This window comes from Stenotrophomonas sp. YJH_SMC_17 (genome assembly GCF_059371655.1).
Map to the genome: position 1 here is coordinate 931,123 of NZ_JCAFUU010000001.1, position 14,282 is coordinate 945,404.

Annotated in this window: 12 protein-coding genes and 1 pseudogene; 5 read left to right on the forward strand and 8 right to left on the reverse strand. The window is 66.9% G+C overall.

From position 1 onward, the window contains the following. Window positions 1-15: 15 nt before the first annotated feature. Both AC5P8Z_RS04440 and AC5P8Z_RS04445 read right to left on the reverse strand, forming a co-directional pair. Window positions 16-2,037: an esterase/lipase family protein gene (locus tag AC5P8Z_RS04440; protein WP_286071114.1), complete on the reverse strand. Its 2,022-nt coding sequence runs from the start codon at window positions 2,035-2,037 to the stop codon at window positions 16-18. Continuing rightward, on the reverse strand, window positions 2,037-3,011 hold the full coding sequence (locus tag AC5P8Z_RS04445; RefSeq protein ID WP_164082468.1) for a lipoprotein N-acyltransferase Lnb domain-containing protein: 975 nt from the start codon (window positions 3,009-3,011) through the stop codon (window positions 2,037-2,039). Before AC5P8Z_RS04445 ends, AC5P8Z_RS04440 begins: the two co-directional genes overlap by 1 nt. A gap of 172 nt (window positions 3,012-3,183) precedes the next feature. Here AC5P8Z_RS04445 and AC5P8Z_RS04450 point away from each other — a divergent pair, with 172 nt between their 5' ends. Further along, window positions 3,184-3,588 (forward strand): GFA family protein, encoded by a 405-nt coding sequence (locus AC5P8Z_RS04450; protein WP_164082436.1) that lies wholly within the window; start codon window positions 3,184-3,186, stop codon window positions 3,586-3,588. 272 nt (window positions 3,589-3,860) lie between these two features. Here the strand turns inward: AC5P8Z_RS04450 and AC5P8Z_RS04455 are convergent, their stop codons facing one another. Beyond that, entirely contained in the window at window positions 3,861-4,724 is an 864-nt protein-coding gene (locus tag AC5P8Z_RS04455; protein WP_164082437.1) for an EamA family transporter, read from the reverse strand. Window positions 4,725-4,855: 131 nt separating this feature from the next. Between AC5P8Z_RS04455 and AC5P8Z_RS04460 the strand changes: the two genes are divergently transcribed. After that, complete coding sequence (locus AC5P8Z_RS04460; RefSeq protein ID WP_286071112.1) at window positions 4,856-6,235, forward strand: aminotransferase-like domain-containing protein; 1,380 nt, start codon at window positions 4,856-4,858, stop codon at window positions 6,233-6,235. Between the two features lie 98 nt (window positions 6,236-6,333). After that, window positions 6,334-6,579: pseudogene (locus AC5P8Z_RS04465) on the forward strand (methyltransferase); the annotation flags it as partial. A gap of 3 nt (window positions 6,580-6,582) precedes the next feature. On the opposite strand, the gene smqnr reads toward AC5P8Z_RS04465, so the two are convergent. Beyond that, window positions 6,583-7,230, reverse strand: coding sequence for a SmQnr family pentapeptide repeat protein (gene smqnr, locus AC5P8Z_RS04470; RefSeq protein WP_286071111.1), 648 nt, complete (start codon window positions 7,228-7,230; stop codon window positions 6,583-6,585). 159 nt (window positions 7,231-7,389) lie between these two features. Here smqnr and AC5P8Z_RS04475 point away from each other — a divergent pair, with 159 nt between their 5' ends. Beyond that, the gene (locus tag AC5P8Z_RS04475; protein ID WP_164082440.1) at window positions 7,390-8,166 is read left to right on the forward strand and encodes a DeoR family transcriptional regulator; all 777 of its coding nucleotides are present in this window, start codon (window positions 7,390-7,392) and stop codon (window positions 8,164-8,166) included. A gap of 11 nt (window positions 8,167-8,177) precedes the next feature. Then, window positions 8,178-9,311 (forward strand): MFS transporter, encoded by a 1,134-nt coding sequence (locus tag AC5P8Z_RS04480; protein ID WP_495228243.1) that lies wholly within the window; start codon window positions 8,178-8,180, stop codon window positions 9,309-9,311. Between the two features lie 9 nt (window positions 9,312-9,320). On the opposite strand, the gene AC5P8Z_RS04485 is transcribed toward AC5P8Z_RS04480, so the two are convergent. From AC5P8Z_RS04485 to AC5P8Z_RS04500, 4 genes are all read right to left on the reverse strand, one after another. Then, window positions 9,321-10,826, reverse strand: a complete 1,506-nt coding sequence (locus AC5P8Z_RS04485) for a PepSY domain-containing protein (protein WP_495228245.1) — start codon at window positions 10,824-10,826, stop codon at window positions 9,321-9,323. An 11-nt stretch (window positions 10,827-10,837) separates the two neighbouring features. After that, entirely contained in the window at window positions 10,838-12,976 is a 2,139-nt protein-coding gene (locus AC5P8Z_RS04490; protein WP_495228247.1) for a TonB-dependent receptor, read from the reverse strand. A gap of 128 nt (window positions 12,977-13,104) precedes the next feature. Continuing rightward, window positions 13,105-13,491: a DUF2946 family protein gene (locus tag AC5P8Z_RS04495; protein WP_164082443.1), complete on the reverse strand. Its 387-nt coding sequence runs from the start codon at window positions 13,489-13,491 to the stop codon at window positions 13,105-13,107. 207 nt (window positions 13,492-13,698) lie between these two features. After that, the gene (locus AC5P8Z_RS04500; protein WP_164082469.1) at window positions 13,699-14,079 is read right to left on the reverse strand and encodes a tautomerase family protein; all 381 of its coding nucleotides are present in this window, start codon (window positions 14,077-14,079) and stop codon (window positions 13,699-13,701) included. Between the last annotated feature and the right edge of the window lie 203 nt (window positions 14,080-14,282).

The following is a 14,282-nucleotide window of genomic DNA, read 5'->3' on the forward strand; positions in this document are numbered from 1 at the left end:
GGCCAGCGGCCGGCACTACCGGGTGCCAGTCCCCATGTCATCGATGTCCCGGTGCAGGATGCGGCGCACTTCCAGCACCGCCTGCGGGGTCTCCTGCACGCTGTGGCCGGAAATGATCACCTTCTCCGACAGCGCGCCCGGCAGGTGTGCACTCCAGTACGGCACCAGCCCGTCATCGGATTTCTCAACCGGCAGTTCCGGCTTGCGCTGGGCGATGATCGAGTGGTACTTCAGGCCCGCTTCGATCGGCAGCTGCGCGGCCGCCTTCACGAACGGATCGCTGGCCTTGAGGTTGTCGATGCTGTTGGGGATCTTCGGCTTGGCGGTGCCATCAACCTGCTGTTCGGCCTGCGCCAGCGCCATGAACACATCCTCGAACTTGCCGAGAATGGTCAGCGGCAGGCGCACCAGGCGACCGATCAGGCGACCAACCTTGTTGCCGGCGATGTCGGTGCCCTGGTGTGGCGCTGCGATGAAGATCGCACGCTCCACGTTCGGCTGGGCCTTGAAGTGCAGCAACGGCCCCAGCTTGTTCTGCACCCGCTTCAGGCGCTCACCCTTCAGGTCGTAGTTGGCCAGCAGGTCATTCCACAGCACGTCGCCCGAATCGCTGACCAGCAGGCGCGCCAGCACGCCGCCCATGCTGTGCCCGATGTAGACCATGTCCTTCGATGCACGCGTACTGCCGTTGGGGTCGAAATGCTTCAGCGTATCGTTGAACGCATTGGCGATCTCGTAGCGGTTCAGTGCGATCGGCGCATTGGTCGGGTAGTAGACCTGCCAGACCTGGAACTGCTGGCGCAGCTCGGGATCACCCATGATCTCGTTGGCCAGGTTCACCCATGCTTCCGGGCTGCTGGCCAGGCCATGCAGCATGAAGATGATGCGCCGGTTCGGGTCCCAAGGCTGCATCAGGTAGATGTGCGGTTCGCCGATGCCCTCGCTCATGCCGAACAGGGTGCGCAGCGATTGCCGCGCGAAGCCACTCTGCGCCAGCCACAGGCCGTAGGCAGCCGTGAAGTTGCCGGCCAGAGGCACCTGTTCGCCGTGCAGGGTGATGCGCTCGGTGGCTTCCGGCGAATAGGCATCCAGCTCGACCCGGCGCGTGCGCATCACGTCTTCCAGGCTGCTGCCCTCGAAGCGCAGCAGCGCGGTAACGTTGATCGAGGACATCTCGCTGAACTCGGGCACCGCGTCGTCATGGCGATGGCGGCGGCCACGGTGCGCGTCGTCGCCGTCGTCCTGCGTGCTCTCGGCCTTCGGGCCATCGGGTGAGATCACCGGTGCGACCAGCTTCGGCGGATCCATCACCATCACCAGCTCGGCGCCGAAACCATCGCGGCGATAGGTGCTGCGCAGGCCGACGAAGCTGACGGTACCGGCCGGCACCAGCTGCGCCGGGATGCTCTTCAGGTTCAACTGCTGGTAGTTGGAGGCCAGCGACCAGCTGCCGACCGAGACCGGCTTCGTGTAGTCCTCGCCGGCAAGTGCCGCCCCACGCGCACGCACGAACAGCACCACCGCTGCTTTCTCGGCCGCGTAGTTGTAGTAGTCGCGCACCTGCGTCTGCCGGTCCTCGAAGGCACGGTCGGATGGGGACCTGCCGCTGTAGAACAGATACGCGTACGCGTAACGCGCCGCTTCCAGCCAGGCATCCAGCGCCGCATCGCTCATCGGCGGATCGCCGGCAGCGGTCTTCTTCGGGGTCAGCGCCAGCGCTGCCTTCACCCACAGTTCGGACAGCGCCGACAACCGCTGCTCGACATTGAGATCGTCGGTCATCAGCAGCGTGCTGCGACAGACCAGGAAGTCCTTTTCGCACTGCGACTCGTCCAAGCCTGCTGCGCTGAGCGTCTCGCGCGCGGCCGGGCTGAGCTTGCCGGTGTTGAGCACGTCGGCACGCTTGTTGACCAGCGAATCGCTGGAGGTGACCTGTTTGACGGTGACCATCGCGCAGCCGCTGCTGCCCAGCAGCAGGAAGGCGGCGAACAACACCGGCAGCAGGCGCTGCCAGCGGGACGGGAAGGAGTGGGTCATTACTGCGGGTCCTGCTCGGTGCCGGGCACGCCCTGGCGGATCACGGTGGAGAAGTGCGGGCCATCGCCCAGGTCCAGCGCACGCTGGGTGATGCGTCCCTTGTCATGCAGTTCGGCGTACGGCACGCCCGGAGCAAGCGCGCCGACCTCCTGCGCATACTCGGCCAGATAGCCGGACAGCAGCAGCCGGTAGTCCAGCGGCAGGCGCGGCGCGATGTGGCGGGCCAGGTCGAAGACGATGGTGGTGCAGTTGCTGGTCAGCGTGTTGTAGAAGCCCGGTTTCGCATCCAGTTCACGCGCCTGTTCGATGTAGGCCGCGAACAGTGCCTTCAGCTGCGTGTGGTCCATGCCGTGCAGCCGGTACAGGTAGACATCCTCGCCGCGCGCGTTGGTGCGGGTGCGGATGATATCGGTCTCCTCCGAGGCCACCAGGGTCATCTCGAATTTGCGGAAGAAGCCGCCCAGCGCCGAGAACGATTCACCGCGTTCCTTGCGGATCTCCAGCGAGAACACCACATGGCGGCCATCCTCGAAACCGAACGAGACCAGCGTATGGGCGATGGCCGGTCCCATCCAGTACGACAGGACGAGGTCGGCCGAGCGCAGCTGGTCCAGGTCGTACGCGCGGCGCACCCAGTGCGCGTCGTAATCGTTCTCGGTGCGCCACGTGAAATCACGCACGTTGTCGAACACCACGCGGCGGCCATCGAAGGACACCACGTGCAGGCGCTGGGCCACGTCATCGGCCCACACCCGGTCCTGGCGCGGGGTCAGCAACAGCCACCACAGCGCGGCCAGCGCCAACGCGCCCCCGAATGCCATGCCCAGGCGGCGCGTGGCTAGGCCTCGCGCAACCCGCCACGACACCCCCAGTGCAACCAGCAGCCACAGCACGGCCACGCTGGTGCTCAGCCAGCCCGGCCCCGGCAACTGATACGCCAGCAACCCGGTCACCCACAGCGCCGCCAGCGCCATGGCACTTCCTGTCATCCAACGTCCTGCGGCTTTCACTGGCATCCTGTCGCGGTCTTCAAGCCGCATAGTTAGCCACAAGCCGCATCAGCGTGGCATCTACGGTCCGTTCAGGCACGCCGGCGCACCGTCTGCGACGGTCGAGGCGATCCGTTTCCACTGCACAGGAGCAACGATGGGTATCACGTCCGTGGCCGGCGTTCCGGTCCAACCCCAGCACCGCGCGACCTGCCACTGCGGCACGGTCGAACTGCTGCTGGACCTGCCCGATGGCATCGTCGACCCGCGCCGCTGCGACTGCTCGATGTGCCGGCGCCGGGGCGCCATCGCCGCCAGCGTTGCCCGCGCGGGCCTGCAGGTGGTGCGCGGGCAGGGCCACCTGCAGCTGTACCAGTTCAACACGCACGTGGCCGAGCACTATTTCTGCGGCGTGTGCGGCATCTACACCCATCACCGGCGGCGCTCCAACCCTGACCAGTACGGCTATAACGTGGCCTGCCTGGAAGGTATCGATCCGTTCGCTCTGGGCGTGATCCCGGTCAACGACGGGGTGAACCACCCGGCCGACCGCATCGCCTAGTGGTGGGTGCGCCGTAGCGGCGCGGCGACCTTCTGCCAGGGCGCCATGCCGCTGCGTCCCGCCCGTGCGGGTCGTTTCAGCCAGGGCCGGCGGGGCGGTGCCTGCGGTACGTCCACGACCGGGGAAGGAAGCGGCTTACGGCCGGGCCAGAGATGGTCGAGCAGCCACATGGCGGGTCTCCGTGGGGGACGGGGACGATCAACACTAGGCCCGGGCGGGCATAGGCGGCGTGATCGGGAAACGACAACGGGATGACGGCAAGCCACCGCAGGTCAGCGGCTGAAGCGACGGGCGCCTGCCACGCAGATCACGGCAACCACGGTCACCAGCACCATGCTGAGGCTGACCGACTCGTGCAGCAGCAGTGCGGCCAGAGCCAGGCCGAAGAACGGCTGCAGCAGCTGCAGCTGTCCGACGGCGGCGATGCCCCCCTGCGCCAGCCCGCGATACCAGAACAGGAAGCCGAGCAGCATGCTGAACACTGCGACGTAGCCCAGCGCCCACCACGCCGTGGCGCCCACCGCCGTGAACGAGGCCGGGCGCATCAGTAGCGCCAAAGGCAGCATCGCCGGCATCGCCAGCAGCAACGCCCAGCTGATCACCTGCCAGCCGCCCAGGTGGCGGGCCAGCCGGCCACCCTCGGCGTAACCGAGGCCGCATACCACGATCGCCGCCAGCATCAGCAGGTCGGCCTGCAACGAGGCTTCAATGCCGTTGCGCGCGGCATAGGCGACCACGCAGGCGCTGCCCAGCAACGAGAACAACCAGAACGCCGGGCGCGGCCGCTCGCCACCGCGCAGCACGCCGAACACGGCAGTGCTCAGCGGCAACAGCCCCAGGAACACGATGGTGTGTGCGGACGACGCATGACGCAGGGCCAGCGCGGTCAGCAGCGGGAAGCCAACCACCACGCCGAGGCTGACCAGCGCCAGACCGGGCAGGTCGCTGCGCCGTGGCCAAGGCTGGCGCAGTATCAGCAGCAGGCCCAGGCCGAGGACCGCAGCGATGGTGGCGCGGGCAGCGGTGACGAATCCGGCGTCCAGCTGCAGCACCGCCAGGCGCGTGGCCGGCAGCGAGCCGGCAAAGATCACCACGCCAATGAATCCATTGATCCAACCACTCGCCGACCGTTCCACGCCTGTGCTCCGGGGTGCCGGGCGGCGCCCGGCGGGATCTCCATGGAAGCACCTGCGGGCCCCGCCCCCCAGCTACAATCCAGTACAGTTTCAAATAACTGTACTGCCGACACTTCCAGCACACTTTCGCCATGTCACGCCCACTTACCCGCATCGAATCGGTCATCCAGACCGTGCGCGCCCGCATCAGTGCACGGGTGGATGGCCCCGGCTCGCGCCTGCCTTCGGTACGCGCGCAGGCGGCAACGATGGGCGTGTCGGTCTCCACCGTGGTCGAGGCCTACGAGCGCCTGGCCGCCGAAGGGCTGATCAGCGCGCGTGCCGGGTCGGGCTTCTACGTCAGCGGGCCGGCCGCACCGCTCGCGCTGGCCGAAATGGAACCGCGGCTGGATCGCGCGGTCGACCCGCTGTGGGTATCGCGGCAATCGCTGGAAACGCCGGCCGGGCACCTCAAGCCAGGCTGTGGCTGGATGCCGAGCGACTGGCTGTACCAGGACGGCATGCGCCGTGGCCTGCGTCGGCTGGCGCGTGTCGATGCCGCGCATCTGGTCGACTACGCGGGCCCACTCGGGTTGCCCGCATTGCGCCAGCTGCTGCAACGGCGCAGCGCTACGCTGGGCATCGACGCACCGATGGAGAAGATCCTGCTGACTGAATCGGGTACCCATGCGGTCGACCTGATCTGCCGCTTCCTGCTCAAGCCCGGCGACTGCGTGCTGGTCGATGATCCCAGCTACTTCAATTACCACGCGCTGCTGAAGGCACACCAGGTCCAAGCGGTGGGTGTGCCCTACACGCACACCGGCCCGGATCTTCAAGCATTCGCGCAGGCCTTGCAGGCGCATTCGCCGCGGCTGTACATCACCAATTCCGGCCTGCACAACCCGACCGGCGCGGTGCTTTCCGCGAGCACCGCACACCGCCTGCTGGGCCTGGCCGAACGCAGCGAACTGATCATCGTCGAGGACGACATCTTCGCCGACTTCGAACTGCAGCCGGCGCCGCGACTGGCCGCGCTCGATGGGCTGTCGCGAGTGATCCACGTCGGAAGTTTCTCCAAGACCCTGTCGGCCGCTTCGCGCTGTGGCTACATCGCTGCACGCCACGACTGGATCGAAGCGCTGACCGACCTGAAGCTGGCCACCAGCTTCGGCGGTGGCCATCTGGCGATGCAGCTGATGCGCATCGCGCTGACCGACAGCGGCTATCGTCGCCACATGCAATCGGTGCGCTCGCGCCTGGCTGATGCGCGCCGGCACACACTGCGGAAACTGCACACGCTGGGCATCACGCCGTGGCTGCAACCGGAAGCCGGCCTGTTCCTCTGGTGCCAGCTTCCCGATGGCCGCGACGCCGCTGCGCTGGCACGGCAATGCCTGCGCGAAGGCATCGTGCTGGCCCCGGGCAACGCCTTCAGCCAATCGCAGCGCGCGGCCGACTATCTGCGCTTCAACGTTTCGCAGTGCCAGGACCCGAGGATCTGGCAGGTGCTGGCGCGCGCGCTGCGTTGAGCTGGCAATGCGGGACCATCGCATCCGCCACCACGCGCACGCCCGGCAACTGGCCGCGACGATGCGGCAGCGGCACGCAATGCCACTTGCGCGCCGCGGCGCATCACAGCGTGCCGCAGGATCCGGCCGGCAAGCTGCGCTGGCTGCAGCGCTACGCGGCGTTCGCTGAAGCATCCGGCGTGGCACACGCCGATGCACGGCGCGCGGTCGAAGCCATTGCCGAGCGGCTGCCGCTGCTGGCGCCCGAGCAGGAGGTCGCCCTGCTGCAGGAGGCCGGCTTCGACGATGTGGAGCTGTTCTACGCAGGCTTCAGCTTCAGGGGCTGGGTGGCGTACGCAGGGTGATGCCTACGGCACCACCGTGATGCCGATGCGCTGCATCAACAGCGCCACCTGCTGCACATCCAGCGTGGCGCCGCGCAGATTGGTGCTGCGCAGGTCCAGCTCGCCCAGCTCCGAGTTGGTCAGGTCGCAGTCGGTGAAGTTCGCGCTGTTCCAGTCGATGCCCTCGAACTGGCCTCCGGACAGGTCCGAACCGGCGAAGCTGGCGCCGCTCACGTTCGCACCGTCCCAACGGTTCTCCCACAGCTCGCACTTCTCCAGCGTCACCCGCGAAAAGTTGGCATAGCGCAGGTTCGACTTCTTGATGAACGCACTGCAGAACCCGCTGCGCGCGGTGATCTGGTTCATGAAGCTGGCGTTGCTGAAATCCGCGCCCTGCGCGCGGCACTCGCTGATCTCCAGGCCCAACGCCTTGATGAAATTGAAGTGACACATGCTGATGTCGCAGCTGCGGAAACTGGCTTCCTTCAGCATGGCGCCGTTGAAGCGGCAGCCGGCGCGGCTGTCGGCATCGTAGAAGCTGCAGTTGATGAACTCGGTGGCGGTCAGGTCGGCACCGGAAAAATCGCATTCGTGGAACTGCTGGTCGACCACTTTCTGGCCGGTGTATTGGTTCGCGCCGATGCGCAGATTGCGGTGAACGGTGGGGGACATCAGGGATTCCATGCCAGGTGCCCCGCCATGATGCCGGGCTGGGAGAGCGATCCATAGACGTAGGCGCGGGCGGATTCACCGGCAGTCCAGCCGACCTGTGTCGCCCACGGCCATGTGCACGTTGTTGCACGTTTATGCACGAACGCGCAGACTTGCGGCATGAGCTCCGATCCCAGCCCCCTCCCCGCCCAGCGCACCCGGCAGATCCTCGAGGAACTGCGCCAGTTCGGCCGCGTGGTCGCCGCCGAACTGGCGCGCCGCTATGCCGTCTCCGAAGATTCGATCCGCCGCGACCTGCGCGAGCTGGCTGCGCAGGGCCTGTGCCAGCGTGTCTACGGCGGCGCCGTGCTGCCGCCACCGAAGGAACGCCCGCTGCGCGAGCGCCTGACCCGCGACCGCAGCGACAAGGCCGAGCTGGCCGCCCGCGTCTGCGCGCTGCTGCACCCCGGCCAGGTCGTACTGCTCGATGCCGGTTCAACCAACCTGGCTATCGCCCAGCAATTGCCGGCCGCCCTTGGCCTGACGGTGATCACCAACGCCCCGCAGATCGCCACCGCCGCCAGCATGCTCGAAGGCACCTCGGTGCAGCTGATCGGCGGGCGCCTGGCCAGCGGTGGCGGTGCGGTCGGCGCCGAGGCGTTGGCCCAGGTGCAGCGCCTGCGTGCCGACGTGTACCTGCCCGGCCCCTGCGCGGTGGACGGTGACACCGGCGTGTGGGCGATGGATGCCGAAGAAGCCACGCTGAAGCGCGCGATGGTGGCCTGCAGCAGCCGCATCATCGTCGCCGCCACCACGGAAAAACTGGGTGCCCGCGGCCACTGGCAGATCGCCAGCCTGGACGAAATCGACGACCTGGTGCTGACCACATCGGCACCACCGGCACTGGCCGCCCGCTTCCGCGCCGCCGGTATCGCGGTACACCCCACTCCGCCGTGAGCACACTTTCAATGTCCCTCCCCCACCGCGCGCGTGCCGAACAGCACGCGACCCGCGCTGCGTTCTTCATTCCCGGCTTCGCCACCGCGCTGTGGGCCACGCTGGTGCCGTTCGCCAAGGCGCGCACCGACATCAACGACGCCACGTTGGGCCTGGTGCTGCTCTGCCTCGGAGCGGGTTCGCTGCTGGCCATGCCGTTGTCGGGCGTGCTGGCCGCGCGCCTGGGCTGCCGCCGGGTGATGGTGGCCAGCAGCCTGCTGATCTGCCTGACGGTGCCCGGCCTGGTATTGGCCAGCTCGGCGTGGGCGCTGGGCCTGGTGCTGTTCGTGTTTGGTGCCGCCGTGGGTGCGATGGACTGCACGATGAACGTACAGGCGGTGATCGTCGAGCGCGAGGCACGGCGCGTGATGATGTCCGGCTTCCATGCCTTCTTCAGCATCGGCGGCTTCCTCGGCGCGGCCACAATGATCGTGCTGATGTCCGCGCAGCTGCCACCGCTGGCATCGGTACTGATCGGTGTTGGCGCCATGCTCTTGGTGATGCTGTTGTCGGCAGCGTACTGGCACAGCGAACGCATGCCCCATGACGCCCCGATGCTGGCGATGCCACACGGCATCGTGCTGTTCATTGGCGTACTGGCCTTCGTCGCCTTCCTGGGTGAAGGCGCGATGCTGGACTGGAGCGCGGTGTTCCTTACCGATGTACGTCGCGTCGATGCCAGCCTGGCAGGCATCGGCTATGTGACCTTCACCCTGACCATGACCGTCGCACGCCTGTTTGGCGATGCACTGGTGGCACGCGTAGGCCGTGAGCGCGCGATCGTGTTCGGCGCACTGCTCGCCACCGCGGGCGTGCTGGTGCTGACCCTGGTCACGCCGTGGCAGGCGTCGCTGATCGGCTATGTGCTGGTCGGCCTCGGCTGCGCCAACGTCGCGCCGGCGCTGTTCTCGCTGGCCGGCCACCAGCACCACATGCCGGGCGCGCTGGCGATCACCGCCGTTTCCACACTGGGCTTTGCCGGCATTCTCGCTGGGCCGGCACTGATCGGTTTCGCCGCCAACCACTTCGGTCTGATCGCTGCGTTCATCGGCGTGGCCGTGGCCTTGCTGCTGGTGGCGGTGTCCACGCGCTGGCTGCGGGTCTGATCCAGTGCGTCAACGTCGCCTGCGCCGCAGCTTCATCCGCAACCGGCGGTAGCCAATCACTACGGCCGTCCCGCACAACGCCGTACCCGCAACGCTCAACAACAGCAGAACAGCCAACCGGGCGGCGTTGAAGCGCAGCATCGCGGGCAGATCCCAGCTGTGCAGGAAGTAGAACAGCCAGCGCCCGACACGCTCCCGATGTCCCATCGTCAGCAGCGGGTCGCCGGTGGCCAGGTCGAGATAGACACGCGTCGCCTCGGCATCGCCGAAGTCCGCCACCGCCACCGGGAAGCGGCGTACGGCTGCACCGTTCATGGCTTCCGGTGCACGCGGGTAGAAGTACGCATCCGCAGCATGCTGGACCGCGAACGCCCGCATCGGCGCATCAGACATGGCGCGCGCCTTCTGCTGCAGCCAGCCCGCAGGCAGATACTGCAACACCCGCAACCCGCCTTCCGCGCTGGACACGATGCGGGATTCGCCCTTCCCATCCAGCAACACGGCGAACAGCTCACCGCCGATGCGTCGCCACTGGATCTCCACCGGCGTGAACCGCGCATCGTCGACTGCAGACAGCAATGCCGCCGGCTCAGCCAGCGCGCCATCCAGCGCCACCACATCGCCGCGATAACGCGCCACGTCGATCGCCCCGCGTGCACTGCTGAACACACCCAGCGGATTCATCGACATCAGCCCGCTGAAGATCCAGGTGAACACAAAGGCCGCTGCCATCAAGCCGATAAGGTGGTGCCAGCGCATCCACGACTCCACATACGGCGTCTTCGCGCCAGTGCGGTAGTGCCCGCGGAAACGCCAGCGCCACACGCCCACCACGATGCCGCTGACGGCAGCCATCGTGCACAGGGCGGACAGCACGATCACCAGCCACGTCCACACCGGGTCGACCGACTGCATGCGCAGGAAGTACAGCCAGTGCAGCCATGCGCCCACGTAGTTCCAGCGCTGCTGCACGCGTGGTGCGTCCAGCACCACTTCACCCGTGTGCGAGGACACATACACATCCCCTGGCTGCGCACCCCCCACCTCGACCCGGTAAAGCGGCCGATGCGCATCCAGCGCGCGCGAATGGGTCCAGCGGTCCTCATCCACGCGCATCGCGCCAACGAAGGCCTGCCCACCGGCGAACTGCGCGGCCGACGCTTCGGCACGCTGCGCGGAAACCGGCAGCAGGGCTTGCCCGTTCTGCGCCGACCATGCGCCCCCGTGGCGACCACTACGCACTACATAAGCGGGCTCTCCACGCAGCGTCGTCAGCGCCACGCTTTCCGGCTCAGCCTGCACCGTCGCCGGCAATGCCGACAATCCAAGCAGCCCGTGTGCGTCGCCCAGGACCGGCAACGCCGCCAGGCGCTCGCCGGGCGTCAACTTCGGGTAACCAATGAACAGCATCACCATGCCGCTGACGAACCACAGCAGCATCAACAGGCATCCGCCGATGCCCAGCCAGCGGTGCACCAGATAGGTCCAGCGCTTGGCAGTGGATCGCAACGACATGGCCAGTGCCCTCAGAACCGATGGTCGACGGTGAACTCGACGCGCCGATCCGGTCCCAGCAGCCATTGGGTACTGGTGTAGTACGCCGTGGCGTAGTACGCCCTGTCGAACACGTTGAACAGGCGCGCGGACACGCGCGTGCGCGGCGCCGCCTGCCAGGTCAGTGCCAGGTCCGTGGTGCTGTAACCGGGCAGCTCCAGGGTGTTGGCATTGTCGGCGTAGCGCTTGCCAACGTAACGCACGCCCCCGGCCGCGCTCCAGTCTGGCAGGAACTGCCAGCTCAGCCAGACATTGGCCAGACGCTCGGCCACGTTCGGCGGCACGTTGCCATCGCGCGAGACCAGTACCGGTGGCGAACCGGTGGTTTCCAGGAAGTCCTCGAACCCGGCCTTCAGCACCGTGGCATTGGCATCAAGCGACCACCGCGGCGCGAAGGCCCAGTTCAACGATGCCTCGATACCGCGCGAGGTCTGCGCGCCCACCTGTACCCGGCGATCCGGTACCAGCGGATCGCGGCTGAGCAAGCCGGTCTTGCGGATGCGATAGGCCGCCAGGGTCCACTCGCCACCGTCAAACGCCTGCTTCAGGCCCACCTCGACCTGCCGTCCCTTGGCCAAGTCGAAGGCACCGTTGGCCGGGCTGATCATCAGCAGGCCGCTGACCGGGTCCGCCGCCTGTGAGTACTGCGCGTAGAGGCTCAACGTCGGGCGCAGCGCGAACACCGTGCCTGCGCGCCAGCCGGTGCTGCTGTAGGTCTTCGAGAATGCGCTCTGGCCGCTGATCAGATCGATGCGGTCGATGCGCGCGCGGTCATGGCGCAACCCACCCAGCACCGACCAACGCTCGCTCAGCGTCAGGTGGTCTTCCACGAACAGCGCGTACTGCTCGGCACCGTTGCGATAGCGCGGCAGATTCGGCGCATCGCTGGCGAACTGCCCCGGCACCGGACGGAACGGATCGACCGGGCCGGAGCTGCCGGCGTAGGTGTTGTTGGTATGCTTGAAGTGCGCGCGGTTGGCGTCCAGGCCCACCGCGAAACTGTTGGCGAGACCGCGCACTTCACCCTGCACGCGCAGCGTCGAGGTCAGCCCGGTCTGGTCCTGGTTGTGGGTGATCTGGGTGTTTCCCGAACGATCGATCAGCCCCGTACGCGGGTTGTAGACATAGGCTTCGGCATTTCGCCAGTCGCGCTGGCTGTCGATCTGGTAGACGCGTGTGCGCCATTCCACGTTCGAGGTCGGCGTCCACAGCGCATCGAGCTGGGTCCAGCGGTCGCGGTAGCGGATCTCGCTGTCCTCCACGTTGTAATTGCGGTGACGCAGCGCGTCCAATTGACGCCCATCCACCAACGGCGTACCGAAGTAGCGCATCGGTTTCTGGTGGCCCTGCGCATGGGTCAGGGTCAGCTTCAGGTCCGTGCGTGGCTGCCACAACAGTGCGCCGGAGAAGGTGGCATCACTGCTGCGCCCGCGATCAACCCAGCCACCGCTGTAGTTGCCGCTCACGTCGACTCGATAGGCCAGCTCCGGCGTCAGCGCGCCACCGCTGCCGAAGCCAAGGCGCGCGGTGTCCTCGCTGCCCACGATCACGCTGATCTCGTTCTCGATGGCACCGCGCGAAGGCTTCTTCGGCACGATGTTGATCACCCCGCCAATGGCACCATCGCCATGAATGACCGAGGCCGGACCGCGCAGCACTTCGATGCGCTCGATGGACCAGGTATCGAACGGGAACGTGATGCCCACGCCGCCGTACTGGCGCAGCCCGTCGTACAGGCGCATCACTGACGCGCCATCGGTGAAGCCACGGCTGGACAGCGCACTCAGGCCGTTGCCCGGGTGCGGCATTGCACTGATCGCGCCGGCGCGGCTGATCGCATCGTTGAGATTGGTGTCGCCGCGCTGTTCCAGCTGCTCGCGCGAAATCACCGTCAGGCTGGCCGGGGTCTGCAGCACGCTCAGGCCCAACGCAGAGCCTGCGCCGGCGGTGGCTGACAGCTCGCCGCTGCGGGTGTCGACCACGCGTACGGTATCCAGCGTGGTCGATGGTGCCCCATCGGCGGCAAGTACGGAGGCGGTGTGCTGGAGCAACGCGCACATCACAGGCAGCGTCGCCCGGCGCAGGCGCGCGGAGTTGGGGTTCGTTTTCATTTGTTCACGGCATGCAAGGCCACCCTGCAATGGCAGGGCAGCAATCAGAAAGGGACAAGCACGCGCGTGCGGGTGCCGGCCGTAGCCGGCAACCTCATGGAAGGCGATCAATGCACTGCGCGTGTGGCTCAGGCAGCCATGAAGGCCGGTGGCCCGCGCGCTCCCAATGTGCCGCTGACCCGCTGTGGCAACGCCTGCACCGCACCCCGCAACGCATGGCATATCGATACCACCGGTGCCAGCAGCAGCAATGCCGCCACCAGCAGGGTGATCAGCCGTGCGGCGATCAGGCAGTAGTCGCAGTCCACACCCATCTCATGATCGGCGTGTGGATCGGCGGGCGGTTTCTTTCCGACCTCGCCCTGCTGCATCGCCATCACGTGGTGGTCGTGATGGCCTTCCATCGCATGCTGCGCATGCTGGGAATGGTCCATCGGCGCCACCGGCACAGCCACTGCAACGTGCCCCTGCGCCAGCCCGCGGCTCACCAGCGGGGCAAGCAGCACCAGCAGCATGGCTAGCCATGCCAGGGCCTGGAACCGGCGGTGGAGGACAGAACGACGCACCCCGCCATTCTACGGGCCCTCAACCAACCTTGGACCACGTTCAGGGTTTCCCCCCTGCGACACGGTGACGCAGGCCTGTGCTGCCGGCCAGCTCGATGGGCATGCCCTGCCCCAGCGCTCTGTAGATCCACGATTTGCGTGGATTCACCTCGCCCATCAACTCGCGTACTGCGCCACCCCATTGCCGAACGACCAGTTTTCCCTCTTCACTTCCACCAGGTTGATGAACACATCCTCGCGGCGGATGCCCACCGCCGCGTGCAGGCCATCAGCAATGCCGGCATACAGCGCCTTCTTCTGCTCCAGCGTGCGCCCTTCGTTCCAGGTGATCTGGATACAGATGAAATCGTCGGTGCGGGCCACGCCCAGGTAACCGGGATCGTAGATCAGCGTGCCGGGCTCGTGCTGCTGGAAGATCTGGAAGCGATCGTTTTCCGGCACGCCTACTGCGCGCATGGCCTGGTAGATGGTTTCACCGACGCGTTGCAGGTAGTCGGCGGATCTGCCTTTACGAAGATCGATGCGGGCAAGCGGCATGGTGGCACTCCGGGGACGGGTGGGCTCGGCAATGGCCCGAGAGTACGCCCGCCAGGAACCGCAGAACAATGCTTTGCGCGGATTACGGAATCCGGTGAATCGCGCCATCAACGATGGCGCCGGACGCTGCCTGCTGCAGGAAAGCCGCGTCGATGCGCAGGCAACAAAAAAGCCCCCATTTCTGGAGGCTTCTTTCGTTCTGC